Source organism: Parapedobacter lycopersici, assembly GCF_040395035.1.
Taxonomy (GTDB): domain Bacteria; phylum Bacteroidota; class Bacteroidia; order Sphingobacteriales; family Sphingobacteriaceae; genus Parapedobacter; species Parapedobacter lycopersici_A.
In genome coordinates this window covers 1-15000 of sequence record NZ_JBEBRB010000013.1, presented here as the reverse complement: position 1 = coordinate 15000, position 15000 = coordinate 1, and the positions used below count along the sequence as shown (strand labels likewise).

At 47.8% G+C, this 15000-nt stretch carries 18 protein-coding genes; 13 read left to right on the top strand and 5 right to left on the bottom strand.

Annotated elements, in window-relative coordinates; all coding sequences use genetic code 11:
• Window positions 1-64 precede the first annotated feature (64 nt).
• The 4 genes from ABWO75_RS04900 to ABWO75_RS04885 all read left to right on the top strand — a co-directional run bounded on the left by ABWO75_RS04900 (window position 65) and on the right by ABWO75_RS04885 (window position 3037).
• The gene (locus tag ABWO75_RS04900; protein ID WP_502922392.1) at window positions 65-1513 is read left to right on the top strand and encodes a bifunctional 2-methylcitrate dehydratase/aconitate hydratase; all 1449 of its coding nucleotides are present in this window, start codon (window positions 65-67) and stop codon (window positions 1511-1513) included.
• 42 nt (window positions 1514-1555) lie between these two features.
• A complete protein-coding gene (locus ABWO75_RS04895) occupies window positions 1556-2248 on the top strand; it encodes an RluA family pseudouridine synthase (RefSeq protein ID WP_353183199.1) in 693 nt (230 codons plus the stop codon).
• Between the two features lie 60 nt (window positions 2249-2308).
• Entirely contained in the window at window positions 2309-2590 is a 282-nt protein-coding gene (locus ABWO75_RS04890; protein ID WP_257656946.1) for a CAMCR motif-containing small membrane protein, read from the top strand.
• A 126-nt stretch (window positions 2591-2716) separates the two neighbouring features.
• Complete coding sequence (locus ABWO75_RS04885; protein WP_353183147.1) at window positions 2717-3037, top strand: DUF983 domain-containing protein; 321 nt, start codon at window positions 2717-2719, stop codon at window positions 3035-3037.
• On the opposite strand, the gene rfbC is transcribed toward ABWO75_RS04885, so the two are convergent.
• The gene (rfbC, locus tag ABWO75_RS04880) at window positions 3034-3582 is read right to left on the bottom strand and encodes a dTDP-4-dehydrorhamnose 3,5-epimerase (protein ID WP_353183145.1); all 549 of its coding nucleotides are present in this window, start codon (window positions 3580-3582) and stop codon (window positions 3034-3036) included. The two genes, ABWO75_RS04885 and rfbC, sit on opposite strands and share 4 nt — an antisense overlap.
• Window positions 3579-3878, bottom strand: a complete 300-nt coding sequence (locus ABWO75_RS04875; protein WP_353183143.1) for a DUF4286 family protein — start codon at window positions 3876-3878, stop codon at window positions 3579-3581. Before ABWO75_RS04875 ends, rfbC begins: the two co-directional genes overlap by 4 nt.
• 158 nt (window positions 3879-4036) lie before the next feature.
• Here ABWO75_RS04875 and ABWO75_RS04870 point away from each other — a divergent pair, with 158 nt between their 5' ends.
• From ABWO75_RS04870 to ABWO75_RS04830, 9 genes are all read left to right on the top strand, one after another.
• Window positions 4037-5926: a S9 family peptidase gene (locus tag ABWO75_RS04870; protein ID WP_353183141.1), complete on the top strand. Its 1890-nt coding sequence runs from the start codon at window positions 4037-4039 to the stop codon at window positions 5924-5926.
• A 6-nt stretch (window positions 5927-5932) separates the two neighbouring features.
• Complete coding sequence (locus tag ABWO75_RS04865) at window positions 5933-7603, top strand: sensor histidine kinase (protein ID WP_353183139.1); 1671 nt, start codon at window positions 5933-5935, stop codon at window positions 7601-7603.
• 42 nt (window positions 7604-7645) lie between these two features.
• Complete coding sequence (locus ABWO75_RS04860) at window positions 7646-8341, top strand: winged helix-turn-helix domain-containing protein (protein ID WP_353183137.1); 696 nt, start codon at window positions 7646-7648, stop codon at window positions 8339-8341.
• A gap of 153 nt (window positions 8342-8494) precedes the next feature.
• Complete coding sequence (greA, locus tag ABWO75_RS04855; RefSeq protein ID WP_353183135.1) at window positions 8495-8968, top strand: transcription elongation factor GreA; 474 nt, start codon at window positions 8495-8497, stop codon at window positions 8966-8968.
• 136 nt (window positions 8969-9104) lie between these two features.
• A complete protein-coding gene (locus ABWO75_RS04850; RefSeq protein ID WP_353183133.1) occupies window positions 9105-9518 on the top strand; it encodes an HIT family protein in 414 nt (137 codons plus the stop codon).
• Window positions 9519-9647: 129 nt separating this feature from the next.
• Window positions 9648-10301 carry a DedA family protein gene (locus ABWO75_RS04845; RefSeq protein WP_257656937.1) on the top strand — a complete coding sequence of 218 codons (654 nt, stop codon included), beginning with the start codon at window positions 9648-9650 and terminating at the stop codon, window positions 10299-10301.
• Window positions 10302-10332: 31 nt separating this feature from the next.
• Window positions 10333-10884 carry an inorganic diphosphatase gene (locus tag ABWO75_RS04840; protein WP_353183131.1) on the top strand — a complete coding sequence of 184 codons (552 nt, stop codon included), beginning with the start codon at window positions 10333-10335 and terminating at the stop codon, window positions 10882-10884.
• The gene (locus tag ABWO75_RS04835; protein WP_353183129.1) at window positions 10884-12170 is read left to right on the top strand and encodes a hemolysin family protein; all 1287 of its coding nucleotides are present in this window, start codon (window positions 10884-10886) and stop codon (window positions 12168-12170) included. The genes ABWO75_RS04840 and ABWO75_RS04835 overlap by 1 nt, the downstream gene beginning before the upstream one ends.
• An 11-nt stretch (window positions 12171-12181) precedes the next feature.
• Window positions 12182-12889 carry a 16S rRNA (uracil(1498)-N(3))-methyltransferase gene (locus ABWO75_RS04830; protein ID WP_353183127.1) on the top strand — a complete coding sequence of 236 codons (708 nt, stop codon included), beginning with the start codon at window positions 12182-12184 and terminating at the stop codon, window positions 12887-12889.
• Between the two features lie 2 nt (window positions 12890-12891).
• On the opposite strand, the gene ABWO75_RS04825 is transcribed toward ABWO75_RS04830, so the two are convergent.
• The 3 genes from ABWO75_RS04825 to ABWO75_RS04815 all read right to left on the bottom strand — a co-directional run.
• On the bottom strand, window positions 12892-13365 hold the full coding sequence (locus ABWO75_RS04825) for a hypothetical protein (protein ID WP_353183125.1): 474 nt from the start codon (window positions 13363-13365) through the stop codon (window positions 12892-12894).
• Window position 13366: 1 nt separating this feature from the next.
• Window positions 13367-14650: an ABC transporter permease gene (locus ABWO75_RS04820; protein ID WP_353183123.1), complete on the bottom strand. Its 1284-nt coding sequence runs from the start codon at window positions 14648-14650 to the stop codon at window positions 13367-13369.
• A 23-nt stretch (window positions 14651-14673) separates the two neighbouring features.
• A partial coding sequence (locus tag ABWO75_RS04815; protein WP_353183121.1) for an ATP-binding cassette domain-containing protein occupies window positions 14674-15000 on the bottom strand: 327 nt, incomplete at its 5' end.

Sequence of the window (15000 nt, the reverse complement as noted above, 5' to 3'; positions counted from 1 at the left end):
GGACAATCCGACCCGGCAAACAGCAGCCGTTTACTTTAATTACTGACGATCATCAATTAACATCATGTCTTCTACTACTAATGTACGTCCTGAAACGGACCGTGTGATAAACGATATTGCCAACTACGTGCTGGACTATGAGGTCAACAGCGACTTAGCCATGCAGACTGCATATTACTGCCTGCTGGATACCCTGGGCTGCGGGTTTGAGGCACTGACCTACCCGGCATGTACAAAATTACTGGGCCCGATTGTACCGGGTACGGTAGTGCCCAACGGCGCGAAGGTGCCGGGCACGGCTTTTCAGCTTGACCCGGTACAGGCGGCATTCAATATTGGTACGCTGATCCGCTGGCTTGATTTCAATGACACCTGGCTCGCGGCGGAGTGGGGCCATCCGTCTGACAACCTGGGGGGAATCCTGGCCGTAGCCGATTGGTTGTCACGCACGTTGGTGGCGGCAGGCAAGCCGCCGATGACCATGCGTGAGGTGCTGGACGCGATGGTGCGCGCACATGAGATCCAGGGCATACTTGCCCTGGAAAATTCATTTAACCGGGTGGGACTGGACCACGTGGTGCTGGTCAAGGTTGCCTCCACGGCCGTTGTCGGAAAACTGCTTGGCCTGTCGCGCGAAGAGCTGCAAAACGCTATTTCGCTTGCTTTTGTGGACGGCCAGGCACTGCGGACATACCGACATGCGCCAAATACGGGAAGCCGCAAGTCGTGGGCGGCCGGAGATGCAACATCGCGGGCAGTCCGGCTGGCATTGATTGCACAGACAGGAGAGATGGGTTACCCTTCGGTATTGACCGCCAAGACGTGGGGTTTTTATGATGTGCTGTTCGGGGGACGGGAATTTACCTTCCAACGCGGCTACGGCTCGTATGTGATGGAAAATATACTGTTTAAGATTTCCTTTCCGGCAGAGTTCCATGCGCAGACGGCGGCAGAGGCGGCCATGATACTGTATGACGAGCTTCGTGCGCGGGGGAAAACCGCGGCAGACATTGCCCATATCCGCATCCGGACACACGAGGCGGCGATCCGGATCATCGATAAAAGAGGGCCGTTGCATAACCCCGCCGATCGCGACCACTGCATTCAGTACATGATTGCCGTGCCGTTGATTTTCGGCAGGCTTACGGCGGCGGACTATGAAGATGGGGTAGCGACCGATCCGCGGATTGATGCGCTAAGGGCCAAGATGGAAACGGCAGAGGACAGCCAGTTTACACTGGACTACCACGATCCCGAAAAGCGGTCGATTGCCAATGCGCTTACCGTTACCCTGACGGACGGAACGGTACTGGATGAAGTCGAGGTAGCTTATCCGATCGGCCATAAACGGCGCCGAGCGGAGGGAATACCGATGCTGATGGAAAAGTACAAAACCAATCTGGCCCGTGTATTTTCCGAAAAACAGCGGGCCAGGATTCTGGAAGCTTCGCTGGATATGGAGCGACTGATGGCAAAACCCGTTAATGAATTCGTGGATATGATGGTGTTGTAGCCAAAATCTTTATCTTTGCCACGTAATTGCGAAGAGGGGATTATGCCTATTACCGATAAAGACATCATCTACGAAGATAATCACCTGCTGGCTGTAAATAAGCGTGCGGGATACCTGGTGCAGGCCGATCCGGGAGGCGATGAACCATTGGAAGACATGGTCAATCGGTACCTGACCCACAAATACCAAAAACCAAATGGTGCATTCGTGGGGGTGGTCCACCGGCTGGACCGACCTGTAAGCGGCCTTATTCTTTTTGCGAAGACCAGCAAGGGCCTGGAACGGATGCAAAGGCTCTTTAAGGACCGGCAGATCCAAAAGACATACTGGGCAGTGGTGCGCACCCCTCCCGAATCGCCCGAGGGAAAACTGGTCCATTGGCTGTCGCGCGACCGTAAGCAGAACATCACCAAGGCACATCTGCAGGAAGCGCCAAATCGCGTGCGGGCAGAGCTGGATTACCGGTTAATCGGTGAACTGGGCGGATATTACCTAATTGAAGTATACCCGGTTACGGGGCGGACCCATCAGATCCGCGTACAACTGGCTGCAATGGGATGCCCGATTGTGGGCGATCATAAATATGGTTATCCCAGGGGAAGTCTCCGGAGAACAATCTGCCTGCATGCAAAAAAACTGGTTTTTGTCCACCCGATAAAAAAAGAACCAATGGAATTAAAGGCCGGACTACCCCGGGACGGGTTCTGGGAGCGCTTTGAATTGTTTGAACAATAGGTGCCGCGGAGCAAGTAAAAAATCCTTGTTTTTGCAAACGTGTTTAGCTAAGTTTGTAACATGAAATCAATTAAGCGTTTTTTGGGAATATTGGCTGTTGCTGTGGTGTTATCCACGGCAGTATCCTATACAACGGCCCGGGCGCAATGTGCGATGTGTACACTCACCGCGGAGAACGCCACGCAGAACGGTAATACGGATGGGAAAGGATTAAATAACGGGATCCTGTTCCTGCTGGCGATGCCGTACCTGGCTGCCGCGGCTGTCGGCGTGCTTTGGTATAAGAAATACCGGGCCAAGAAAACGGTGAAGGTAGACGACAAACCCATTGTCCTGAATTAATCCGGAACGTACGCTATGCACCGCGTCCATACCTCGAGGATCAAGGCGGTCGCCGCTTCCAAATGCCCGAAATGCCGGGTAGGAAAAATGTTTGTCGGAAGAACTTACAGCCTTAGAAAACAACGGATGAACGATGTGTGCCCGCACTGTGGGTTTCGCTTCGAAATTGAGCCGGGCTATTTTTATGCAGCCATGTACGTGAGCTATGCATTCTCTGTGATTGAGACGATAGCGGCGGCCATGATTGCCTACCAGCTTACACGCAGCGAATCACCGTGGCTGTACCTCGGCGTATTGCTGAGTACCATTTTGCTGTTCTCGCCATTTAATTACCGGTACTCGAGGCTCGTCCTGCTCCATTACCTGACCCCCAAGATTAAGTATGACCCGAAATATGAAGACCTGCTGCAGGAGCAGGGACTGAATGAGGACGACCGGGTGAGTTAAAACGGGTTATTGATTTCGTGCAGGAGAGGCAGCTGCCGATCCTTGTCGGAAACGATGAGCTGGTCTTCCGGAATCGGCCAGGTGATCCCGAGTTCAGGGTCGTCCCAACGTACGCCTATCTCACCATCTTTATCGTAAAACCCGGTTACCTTATAGGCAAACAACGTGTTTTCTTCAAGGGCGAGGAATCCGTGCAGGAACCCTTTGGGGATCCATAACGACCGGGCGTTGCGTTCCGTTAATTCGATGGAAAAGTGCTGCCCGTAGGTGGCGGAATCTTTTCGGATATCGACTGCAACATCGAGTACGCTGCCGCGAAGCACCCTTACCAGCTTGCCCTGCGCATTCGGTCCGCTTTGGGCGTGCATGCCCCGTAACACCCCCCGGCGGGAGTTGGAAAGGTTGTCTTGGACAAATGTTTCATTGACTCCGTTCAGGCGGAACGGTTTTTCGTTGTAGGTTTCGATAAAAAAGCCGCGGCTGTCTTCCCATACTTGGTGTTCGATGACGAGGAGGCCGCTGATAGGGGTTGATAAAAAATTCATTGGGAAAAATCGATTAAATACTTCATTTTACTGTCGAAAAACAATACCTTGCCTGCGTATTCGCTGTTGGCCAGCTGTTGCAAACGGAGCAAATGGGTTTGCTGGAACTGCCCGATAGCCGCTTCATCTTCGGCGTACAGGTGAATGCAATAGGTAACGCCTTCGTGCGGAGAATCTACCAGTTCCAATAGCCGGACAGTTGTTTTGGGGTAGGAACGTAGCTGTTGTTCGATCGCTTCCCGTATTGCCCCGTGGATGTCGGTATCGGCTATGACTGTGACATTGTATAAAAACATGCTGCGAAGATACACAATCTAACCGGATCGTAAGATCCATAAACCGGGCCTGGCTGTACCCTGTGAGGGAATCGGGTGAAGTTGTAAAATTAAGGTTGCATAAAGGGCTTTTAATATAAAATTTTACACCTTTGGATAAGTAGTAAGGAGTATGGTTAATGCTGCGTAATTATGTACAATTATTAATCGTTTTGGCTGTTGCGGCCCTGCTGGGCGCGTGCGATAACAGGAAAAGCCGCCAGATCCCCGTAGAAGATTTTTTTTCTTCTTCGGAGAAAGTCGGGTTCCAGTTGTCGCCGAACGGAAAATACGTGTCTTATTTGGGCTTGTATAATGGCCAACAGAATATTTACGTCATCAGCCTCGACGAAAACAATAAAGAGACGCGCATTACGTCCGAAACGGATATGGGAATTCATTCTTATTTCTGGGCGGATAACGATGAGCTGATATTCACCAAGGACAAGTACTTTGATGATAGCCTTCGGGTATTCGGCGTAAACCGTACGTCGTTGGCCGTGCGGCTCCTTATGCAGCCGTCAAAAGTGAAATTACGGTGGATTTCACCCGCCAAGGTGCAGAATAATGGCCTCCTGGTGTCCCTTAATGAACGCGACTCCTCGGTATTTGATGTTTACCGGCTTTACACGGACGCCTGCAAGAAAGAACTGGTAGCTGAAAACCCGGGCAATATCATTAAATGGTATGCCGATCAGAACGGAGAATTGCGACTGGCGCTGGCCAGTGACAGTGTGCAGGAAACTATGCTGTACCGCGACAGTGAACGGGAAAAGTTCAGACCGGTATTGAGTAATAGTTTTAAAACATCAATTAGCCCGCTGGGCTTTTCGCGTGAGCACAAGAGCCATGTTTTTGCGCTTTCCAACGTAAACCGCGACAAACTTGCGCTGGTGGAGATTGATATGGAAACAGGTGAGGAGGTGCGAGAGATTTACAGTCACCCCGACGTGGATATTGATTACGGCGGGTATTCCAGTGACCGGGGCGAGATGTCTTACGCGCTTTATTCGACGTGGAAGCAGCGCCGGCATTACCTGACGGCCCGGTCAGAACGCGTTTACCGGGCCATTGAGCAGCAGCTCAAAGGGTATGAAATTGACATAATCGACCGGGATACAGCGCACAACCGTTTTATTGTGCATTCCTATACCGACAAGGACCCGGGCGCTGTTTATTACTATGACATTGTCAAAGACAGCCTGGTTAAGCTGGCGGATGACAATCCGGCACTGAACGGGCGGACGATGGCCGCCATGGAACCGGTTAAGTTCCTTTCGCGCGACGGTCGGGAAATCCAGGGCTACCTGACCATGCCGACCTGGCACAAAGGCAAAAAAGTACCCCTGATCGTGTATCCGCATAATGGTCCCGGCGACCGCGTTAAGTGGGAGTTTAATCCGGAAGTTCAATTCTTTGCCAGTCGCGGATATGCTGTCTTCCAGTTGAATTACAGGGGATCAGGCGGCTATGGCAAGGCGTTCTGGACTGCCGGCTTTAAGGAATGGGGAGGCAAAGTACAGGACGATATCACCGACGGCGTGCGGTGGCTGATCGGCGAGGGAATTGTGGACTCGGCGCGTATTGGGATATACGGTACTGGCTTTGGCGGATATTCGGCCCTCCATGGCGCGTGTTTTAATTCGGATTTATATGCCTGTGCGGCATCGTATGCCGGATTTACGAACCTGTTTACTTACCTGAAGGAATTTCCGCCACACCTGAAACCTTACCTGCAGATGTATTATGAGATCGTTGGTAACCCGGAACGGGAACCTGATCTGATCAAGGAAATGTCGCCGGTTTTTTATTCTGACAGCATCCGGATTCCTGTTTTTATTGCTCAGGGCGGCAAGGACAGCTGGAGTACCGTAAACGAAACCAATCAGTTTGTGCAAAAACTAAAAAAGCGGCAAATCCCTGTTACTTATATGCTGCGCGAGGAAGAGGGCCGGTATTTCCATAACGAGGAAACCCGGATCATGTTTTACCGGAAGCTTGGTCAATTTTTTGACAAGTACCTAAAGTAGGGCGGCATGAAGCAGCAGCAACGCCATACGTATCGCAAAAACTATGCGTTAGTTATTGCATTTATCCTGGTTGTCATCGCTTCTTTTGTGCTGGCGGTCTTCCTGGCCCGTGACCTGACGGTCAAGTATGTTGAAAATGAGTTTACATCCAGAAAGACCGAGGTGCTTGAACATAATATAGCACCATTCAACGACTTTTTTCATAATCGGATTCCCGAAATATCATTCTATCAGGGCTACCTGGATTCATCCAGCGTTTATACGTATGTCGATAGTGTGCTGAAGAGTTATCCGTTTATTGAGCGGATTGTTTTTTACGATGTGTCCTTAAGCAATGACCCCCTGGTAAACCGTGGCTTTTCGGCCAATAACCTGGTGATTAATCCGAAGGGTGTGTATGTGTTCCGTGCCCCTGATACCACGTCCGGAACGACGGTAGAGCCCAACCGTCACGGACAGTTCCCCCTTTCCCTCTCGGACGACTTTAATAATATGGCGGTTAAATTTGCTGCATTTATTGAACGGGTTGATACGGCAAAAAGTGTTTATAACGACGATATATTTAAGGTTTTTTATTCCGTAAACCCGGGGAAAATTTCCTACATGAATATCCCCAGAAGAAATGACCTTAAGGTTTATAAGGAGTTGATGTATGGTAAACATCCGCATGAAACAAGTTACGAACAGGATATTTTTACTTTTTTTATTGACCCCAATAAACTATCGTTGGAGAATACGGTTCCCGAACTGTACCAGCGTGTACAGATTCTGCCGTTGGTATATGAGTCGATTGATACCAATCCTGACCTCCTTTCAACGGAAACGCCATTGCCGGGAGCACTGGCCGACTATAAGATCTATTTCAGTTCCAGCCGTTCATTTTTAGGTACCGAGGTCAACCGTCGGTTCTTGCCGGTAATGGCAAGTGTTTTGGCGATATACCTATTATTAGCTATTATTGCTTACTTGATATACCGCAATCTCTATGTAAACAAGCGTATGTTCAAGTTGCAGTATGATTTCATCAATAACCTGAGCCATGAATTCAAAACCCCGGTTAGCGTAATCAAAATTGCCGGCAACAATATCCATCACGCCAAACAGCTATCTGACGGGGAACGGATGCATTACGGAAAGATACTGGATGAAGAAGCGGACAAGCTCAATAATTTGATGAATACGCTGCTTTCCTTTACGCAGATTGAAAATAAATCGATTAAAATAAAACGGGAAGATATTGATTTGCACGAATTTTGTGATAAAATACTGGTTGCATCCAGTATAAAATATGCTGATCTTGCCATTCAGTGCACGGTTAAAACGGAACGGGTATTGTATACTGATCCGGTGCTGCTGAACAGCATATTCCAGAACCTTATCGATAATGCATATAAATACTCCAAACCAAACAATAAAACGTTGCGTATTATCGTGAGTGATTCAAAGAAGAATATTGAAATACAATTTAGGGACCAGGGAATCGGGATAGCGAAAAATGAACTCGCACATATTTTTAAGAAATTCTATCGGGTACAGAATCAATACAATCAACAGGGCAGTGTGGGGCTGGGATTAGCATTCTGTAAGGAGCTGGTCAATTTTTTAGGTGGAGCCATCTCGGTTGAAAGTGAGTTGGGCAAGGGAACGACGTTTAAAATTATATTTCCGACAGACTAAAATTAAAACAACAGATACCCAACACTAAAATAGCAAATAACTATGCATAATAACATCAAAATAGCGATTGTTGAAGACGATGAAAACTTACGGTTTCTCGTTTCACATCGGTTGGAATCGGAAGGTTATTCAATTTTGCAGACCGGCAATGGCGACGAGGCCGAGGCGTTGATACTGGAACATAAGCCGGATATCGTGCTGCTGGACTGGATGCTGCCGGGAAAGCAGGGCTCCGATATCTGTGATAATCTCCGGAAAAGCGGCTTCGCTAACCTGGTCATTATGATGACCGCAAAGTCGCAGGACATTGACAAGATTGATGCATATAGTTTTGGCGTGTCTGATTACATTACCAAACCATTCAGTATGGACGTACTGGTGGCGATGATCGAAAATAAAATCAAGTATTTTATTAACAGCCAGGGGGTGGATTTATACGCCTTCGGCGATACTGAGCACCATCCCAATATTCATTCCCTGGTTCGGGATGGCAAAAAAATTGAATTAACAATCCTTGAAAACCGGATCCTGCTGTATTTTTTGCAGCATGTGGGCCGGGTGATCAGCAGGGATGAGCTGATGCAGGTGGTTTGGGGATACAGCTCCAATGTAAACACCCGCACATTAGATATGCATATTGTTCGTTTACGCAAGAAGATTGAGCTTAACCCGGACAAACCCGCTTACCTGCAGACGGTACGGGGCATGGGATATAAGTTTGTGAATAATCCCGATTGAATACGATAACGATGGGTTGACGTATTTCGTTGGCTTTTTTTGTTTTATTCAAAAAGATTCTCTATCTTCGTGTAAACGAGCAAGGCCACGTCCCAAACGGTGACGTGGTCTTGCTTCTTTTTTTGACTTTATTTTTTTAATTCATAACAAATTATGGCAGAAGTAACGTATTACAGCAAAGAGGGATTGGAAAAACTCAAGGAAGAGTTGCAGTATCTTAAAACAGAGGGGAGAGCCAAGATTGCCAAGGCCATTGCCGAGGCGCGGGATAAGGGGGATTTGTCCGAAAATGCAGAATATGATGCCGCAAAGGAGGCTCAGGGGCTGCATGAGGCTAAAATTGCCAAACTGGAAAGTACCCTGGCCAGCGCCCGCCTGATTGATGAGTCCACATTGGATACAACTAAAGTGCTGGCGCTGTCCATTGTGAAACTAAAAAACATAAAAAACGGGGCAGTAATGACCTATCAGTTGGTTTCTGAAACAGAGGCTGACCTTAAGGCCGGTAAAATATCGGTTAAGTCACCTATTGCTCAGGGGCTGCTTGGTAAATCAGTAGGTGATAAAGCTCAGATCCAGGTACCGGCCGGCGAAGTAGAGCTGGAAATCCTGGATATCTCAAGGTAGGGTCAGTAACGGTTATGTGCGGGTTGCCATAACCGCACATAGTAACCTGGTCAAGCCTTATTCGTTATTTATTCAAACGGCCGCTTATCAAAGTGGCCGTTTTTATTATATTTGTAACTGATCAAACAGTAAAAACATGCCCACCGTCTTTTCTAAAATTGTCAATGGGGAAATCCCAGCATATAAAGTTGCTGAAAGTAACGATTATCTGGCCTTTTTGGACATTAATCCACTGACTAAAGGGCATGTGCTGGTCATTCCCAAAAAAGAAACAGACTACGTGTTTGACATGGACGACAGTGAATATACCGGCTTGTGGATATTCGCCAAAATTGTGGCACAGGGTATAAAGAAAGTCTATCCTTGTGAAAAGGTGGGAGTTGCGGTGGTTGGTCTGGAAGTGGCGCACGCGCACATTCACCTGATTCCCATTGATGAAGTGGGCGACATGAATTTTAATAAGCCGAAATTGCAACTCGGTCCTGATGAACTTGCGGAAAGTGCCGAAGCCGTAAAAAACGCGGTCTTGTCAATTACACAGAACGGATAACCGCAGATACGTTTATTGTTATTCTCCGGATCTCAGTTACCTGATCTCCCTGTCAGTATACCGAGGTAGCTCCTGATTAAAATATCCGCATCATTTCAATTTTATATTCGTAATTTTGTAACCATATTTATGCAAGAGTTCTGGGGATCATTCTTACAATTGCTGGATGCCGAAGCGTTAATAAAGTCAGGCGGTTTCTATCTGGTGTTGTTTGTTGTATATGCGGAAACCGGACTCTTTTTTGGTTTTTTTCTCCCTGGAGATTATTTGCTGTTTTTAGCGGGTCTGTTCTGTGCCTCCGGAATGCTTGACGTGGATATCACGACGCTTTGTGTTGGACTGTTTCTGGCCGGGGTGTTGGGGAATTTCACCGGATACTGGTTCGGTTGGCGAACGGGCCCTATGTTGTTTAAACGAAAGGATTCCTGGCTGTTTAAGCGGAAATATGTTGTAATGGCGGAAGAGTTTTATCATAAATACGGGGGAGCTGCATTGATTATTGGCCGTTTCGTTCCCATTATACGGACTTTTGCGCCAATATTTGCAGGAATTGTACAGCTGAACTTCCGGAAATTTGTACTGTATAACCTGGGAGGCTGCGTGATATGGGTAACGATCCTGACACTTTCAGGTTATTTCCTTGGCCGCGAGTTTCCACAAATCATTAATTACATCGAATATATTATTGTCGGATTCATTATGTTGACCTTTACACCCATCCTGATCGCACTGATCAGAAGGAAAGCCGCTCATCGGACGAAAAAGACAATTGAAAATGAATAATTTAATATAAAATACCTAATTTCTTTCCATAATGAGCATAGCACACCCCTGGCATGAAGTATCCCCCGGTGATGAAATCCCGGCATCGGTAAACGCAATTATTGAAATTCCGAAGGGATCCAAGGCAAAGTACGAAATCGATAAAGAAAGCGGCCTGATCAAATTGGACCGCGTGTTGTTTTCTTCTGTCATGTATCCGGCGAATTACGGCTTTATTCCAAGGACGTATTGCGACGATAAAGATCCGCTGGACATTCTGGTACTTTGTTCGGTTGATGTTTATCCGATGAGTGTCATTGAAGCGAAAGTGATTGGCGTGATGCACATGATCGATAACGGAGAGCAGGATGATAAAATTATCGCTGTTGCCAAACACGATATGTCGGTAAACTACATTAATGACCTTTCGGAGCTGCCACCGCATACGATGAAAGAGATTGTGCGCTTTTTCCAGGATTACAAAGCATTGGAACATAAAAACGTTACAATAGAGCAGCTGTTCGGCCGTTCATATGCGTACAAAGTGATACAGGAAAGTATTGATTTGTACCAAAAAGAATTTGCTAACCTCACATTCACCTAATGGGCTGGGAAATTTTCTGGACATTGGTTTTGATCGTTGTCAATGGTTTTTTTGTGGCGGCGGAATATGCGATTGTAAAAGTACGAGCATCGCAGATCGAAATCAAAGTCAAAACGGGCAGTAAAATTGCTCAAATAGTCAAGCACATTATTGGTAATGTGCGGGGCTATTTATTGGCTGTCCAGATTGGTATTACGGTTTCATCATTGGCACTCGGCTGGATGGGGGTAATGCTCATCGGAAGCCTTTTTATTGATGCATTTGGCTGGTCCGAAAACCTGGGTTATGGACTGGCTTTTCTGGCGGTTGTTCTCATCCATGTTATTTTCTGTGAATGGATACCTAAGGCAATTGCCATGCGGCGACCAATAGGCACAGCAATGAGTGCCGCATTACCGTTGCGCGCGCTGTATCTGATTCTCGGGCCGATTACTTGGCTGCTTAATGGCGTCGTCCATTTTCTGCTGCGTCTGGTCGGTTTCCGGGCCGATATCAGTGAGGTTTACCACTCGGCAGAAGAACTCCAACACCTGCTTGACCAGGGGAAGGAAAGCGGCGCATTGGATACCTCCGAACATGAACTGATAAAGAACGTATTCGATTTTAATGAACGGATCGTTAAGAACATTATGGTGCCCCGGAACAAAATTTCTGCTGTCGAAATGGACTGTCCGGTAGACCAATTTCTGGAGAAGATCACTGCGGAAGGTTATTCCCGTATACCGATATATGATGACAGTATCGACCAGATTATTGGTGTTGTACATACCAAAGACCTGCTGCCCATTATTTCCAATGGAAAGGAACTGGTATTGAAAAACATTATCCGGAAACCTTATTTTATTCCGGAAACGAAGAAGATCAATGACCTAATGGCGGAGTTCCAGCAGAAACGTATACAGCTGGCCATTGTGCTTGATGAATTTGGCGGTACGGCCGGGATGGTGACCCTCGAAGATATCGTGGAAGAGCTTGTTGGGGAAATCCAGGATGAATATGACGAAGAGATTCCCGTTGTGGAGAAAATATCGGAAACGGAATACATGGTAGATGCCAGTGCCAATGTACATGATGTCAATGAACTGCTTCCACTTGAACTGCCGGAAAGCAGTGACTATGATACGGTATCCGGTCTGGTAAGCGACCTGTTCGACAGGATTCCGGACGTGGGGGAACATATGGAATTCCATGGGTATAATTTTATTATTATGAAAAAGACCCAACAGAATATCGAATTCGTTAAGCTGGAACTCATCGACACATCCGACGACCAGGACATTGAATAATAGGTTTCGACGTGCAACTGTTTTATACTCCCGAAATACAACCCGGCGACCGAACGTTCAAACTGAACGAAGAAGAAAGTAAACACGCCGTGCGGGTACTGCGCATGGTGGAGGGACAGCGGCTTCACCTGGTGGACGGCCGGGGAGGATTATATACCGCTGAGATCGTGGATGCCCATCCAAAACGGGCGGTGCTGACAATCCTGGATATGCACCCGGACTATGGAAAACGATCCTATTACCTGCATATGGCCGTAGCACCTACCAAGCATATAGACCGTATGGAATGGTTCCTTGAAAAAGCCACCGAAGTAGGGGTTGATGAAATCACACCGCTAATCTGTGCGCATTCCGAACGGAAAGAGGTAAAGACGGATCGTTTAAAAAAGGTGATGGTAGCGGCCATGAAACAGTCGTTGAAAGCTGCGTTGCCGACATTGAATGAGCCAAAGACATTTGATGCCTTCATGGCTATGCCCTTTCCGGGTAAACGCTTTATTGCACACTGTGCAGATGGCGATAAAAAGTACATGGGCGAATTGCTCCGGCCACAAGAAGCTGCGCTGGTGCTGATTGGTCCCGAGGGGGATTTTGACGCCGCTGAAATCACTTCGGCAACAGCTGCTGGATTTCTGCCCATCACCCTTGGCAATGCGCGGTTACGTACGGAAACCGCCGCCCTCGCAGCATGCCTGGAATCGGCGCTGGTGAACCGCTGATCTTAGTCGATCAGTTCAGCGTCCAGGATCTGTATTTCTGAATTTCCCCTCGATGTGTCAACATTGAGTTTTACTCTTCCCTTCACTTTAATTGGGGCCTCTGTAAACCGTACCCGATCTCCCTTTTTCATAAATATTTCCACCATTGGCGGAACGTCATTCTGGCCACAGAACATGCATTGCATGATTGGCAGCACTGATAACATAAACGTTTCATGATCCCGGCCTCCGTTCAATGGGATGAGGTAACCTGGCAGTGTGATGAGTTTGTTATCTATCGCCTTTAATTCATCTGGGAAAAATGGCGTGTATATGGTTTCATTATTGTTTTGGGTAACCTTATACCGCAGCTTATTGATTGCCTCCCACGATTCATTCATCATAGGCGTATGGTCAGGCACGCCTTGGAATGGCTGTTGCCCCTTTGCTGTTTGTATACCCAATACAACAGTCAGTATAATAATTAACTTTTTCATGTTATTGTGTTCCTGATAATGTCTTTGATATTGATGTGTTATATGCTTTGATGGCCGGTAATGCGGCGGCCAGCAAGCCGATTAATACGCCTGTTGCCAATAACCAGATTTCCTGGAGGTATAACGTGGATGCCTGTAATAACGTCGCTGCGTCGCCCGTTCGGATGCTGATCAGGAAAAAAGCGAGATGGCCGATAATCAGGCCGACCAGTGCTCCTGTAAAGGTAAGTAAAATCCCCTCTGCGATGACAATGCCAAATAATTTTCCCTGCGATGCGCCTAATGTCCGCATAATAGCCAAATCGTATTTACGTCGCTTGAGGGCACTGTACAGGCTGATAAATACACTGAGGGCGGCCATTACCATAATCACATATGCGAGTACCTCAATCGAGTCGATACCGATACCCAGCAGGGAGAATAGCCTCGCGCTCTCGAGGGCAGGCGATGCGGCTTGCATAGAAGTACTTTGGTTAACAAGACGGGGAAGTATCGCAATAGCCGACGGGTTGCTGTATTGAATGAGCAGACTGGTGATTTCGCGGCCTCCGCTGCCAAAGCCTTCCAACATGTTTTTTACCAGTTGGGGAGGCTGGTTGTCCGGAAGCCCCTGACCCGCGATAGGTGCGTTTTCCGGTTCGTTTTCCGGATTTTCGCCGCCGGAACCATGTGCGTCTTCATGCGTATGCCACACACTGGCAAGGTTTGTCAATACCAATCGGTCGGCGACATTCTTTGCAGACTGCAGGATGCCGACAATGGTATAGGGATGGCTATGCGTGTTTCCTTCTTTGCTCAAACCGTGTGCACCATACAGTTGGTCTCCCAATTGGAGTCGATAATCGCGCGCGACCGTTGTGCCAACGACGACTTCGAAATCGGATTGCCAAAGGCGACCCTTTTCCAGTTCCAGGCTGTACAATTGCAAAAAGGAGCTGTCGGTCCCGACAATCCGGTGACCCTGATAATTATCACCCAAAGATAAGGGAACAGCCAGTTTCACCAGTCTGTTTGCGGCTAGGGCCCGGGCTTCACGGTAGCTGATATTTCCCGTCGGATTGTCGATGTGATAAATACTGCTCAGCATAAGCTGGATTGGACTTCCTTTGGCGCCAACTACCAGATCTATTCCCTGGCTATTGTTGGTTAGTTGCTGTTCAATCTGCTTGGATGCCACGAGCAATACACATAATATCCCTGTTCCAAACGCGGTTAGCAAGATCCCTAAAATGGAAGCAGCGGGATTTTGCCGTATATTTTTCCATGCTATATGCAGTATATTCATTTGGCGAGATTGTAGTCCGTTGGCTATTTAAGTGTTGGACGAAGTCCTGCGCCTACCTGGTAGGCATGGGGAATCCGGGTTTTTACCCGCTTATCGTGCGTTGCAATAACCAGGGTGGCACCCTGATCATCTGCCTGTCGAAGCAGCAGCTCAACCACACTGGCCGTATTCCGGTCGTCCAAAGAAGCTGTCGGCTCATCGGCGACTAAAATGGCCGGCCGGTTAATTACTGCCCGGGCAATGGCTACGCGCTGCATCTGTCCGCGGCTCAGGGTATCCGGATAATTGTTTTCTTTATCGGACAAATCAAGTATATCCAGCACTTCGCGGATCCGGCCGATGTCTATACG

Bases quoted from the DNA above. Each gene is read 5' to 3' on its own strand.
- ABWO75_RS04840 (WP_353183131.1), top strand. From the start codon at position 10,333: ATGAGCATAGCACACCCCTGGCATGAAGTATCCCCCGGTGATGAAATC.
- greA (WP_353183135.1), top strand. From the start codon at position 8,495: ATGGCAGAAGTAACGTATTACAGCAAAGAGGGATTGGAAAAACTCAAG.
- ABWO75_RS04890 (WP_257656946.1), top strand. From the start codon at position 2,309: ATGAAATCAATTAAGCGTTTTTTGGGAATATTGGCTGTTGCTGTGGTG.
- ABWO75_RS04875 (WP_353183143.1), bottom strand. From the start codon at position 3,878: ATGTTTTTATACAATGTCACAGTCATAGCCGATACCGACATCCACGGG.
- ABWO75_RS04865 (WP_353183139.1), top strand. From the start codon at position 5,933: ATGAAGCAGCAGCAACGCCATACGTATCGCAAAAACTATGCGTTAGTT.
- ABWO75_RS04860 (WP_353183137.1), top strand. From the start codon at position 7,646: ATGCATAATAACATCAAAATAGCGATTGTTGAAGACGATGAAAACTTA.
- ABWO75_RS04835 (WP_353183129.1), top strand. From the start codon at position 10,884: ATGGGCTGGGAAATTTTCTGGACATTGGTTTTGATCGTTGTCAATGGT.
- ABWO75_RS04885 (WP_353183147.1), top strand. From the start codon at position 2,717: ATGAACGATGTGTGCCCGCACTGTGGGTTTCGCTTCGAAATTGAGCCG.
- ABWO75_RS04850 (WP_353183133.1), top strand. From the start codon at position 9,105: ATGCCCACCGTCTTTTCTAAAATTGTCAATGGGGAAATCCCAGCATAT.
- rfbC (WP_353183145.1), bottom strand. From the start codon at position 3,582: ATGAATTTTTTATCAACCCCTATCAGCGGCCTCCTCGTCATCGAACAC.
- ABWO75_RS04870 (WP_353183141.1), top strand. From the start codon at position 4,037: ATGCTGCGTAATTATGTACAATTATTAATCGTTTTGGCTGTTGCGGCC.
- ABWO75_RS04845 (WP_257656937.1), top strand. From the start codon at position 9,648: ATGCAAGAGTTCTGGGGATCATTCTTACAATTGCTGGATGCCGAAGCG.
- ABWO75_RS04900 (WP_502922392.1), top strand. From the start codon at position 65: ATGTCTTCTACTACTAATGTACGTCCTGAAACGGACCGTGTGATAAAC.
- ABWO75_RS04895 (WP_353183199.1), top strand. From the start codon at position 1,556: ATGCCTATTACCGATAAAGACATCATCTACGAAGATAATCACCTGCTG.
- ABWO75_RS04825 (WP_353183125.1), bottom strand. From the start codon at position 13,365: ATGAAAAAGTTAATTATTATACTGACTGTTGTATTGGGTATACAAACA.
- ABWO75_RS04820 (WP_353183123.1), bottom strand. From the start codon at position 14,650: ATGAATATACTGCATATAGCATGGAAAAATATACGGCAAAATCCCGCT.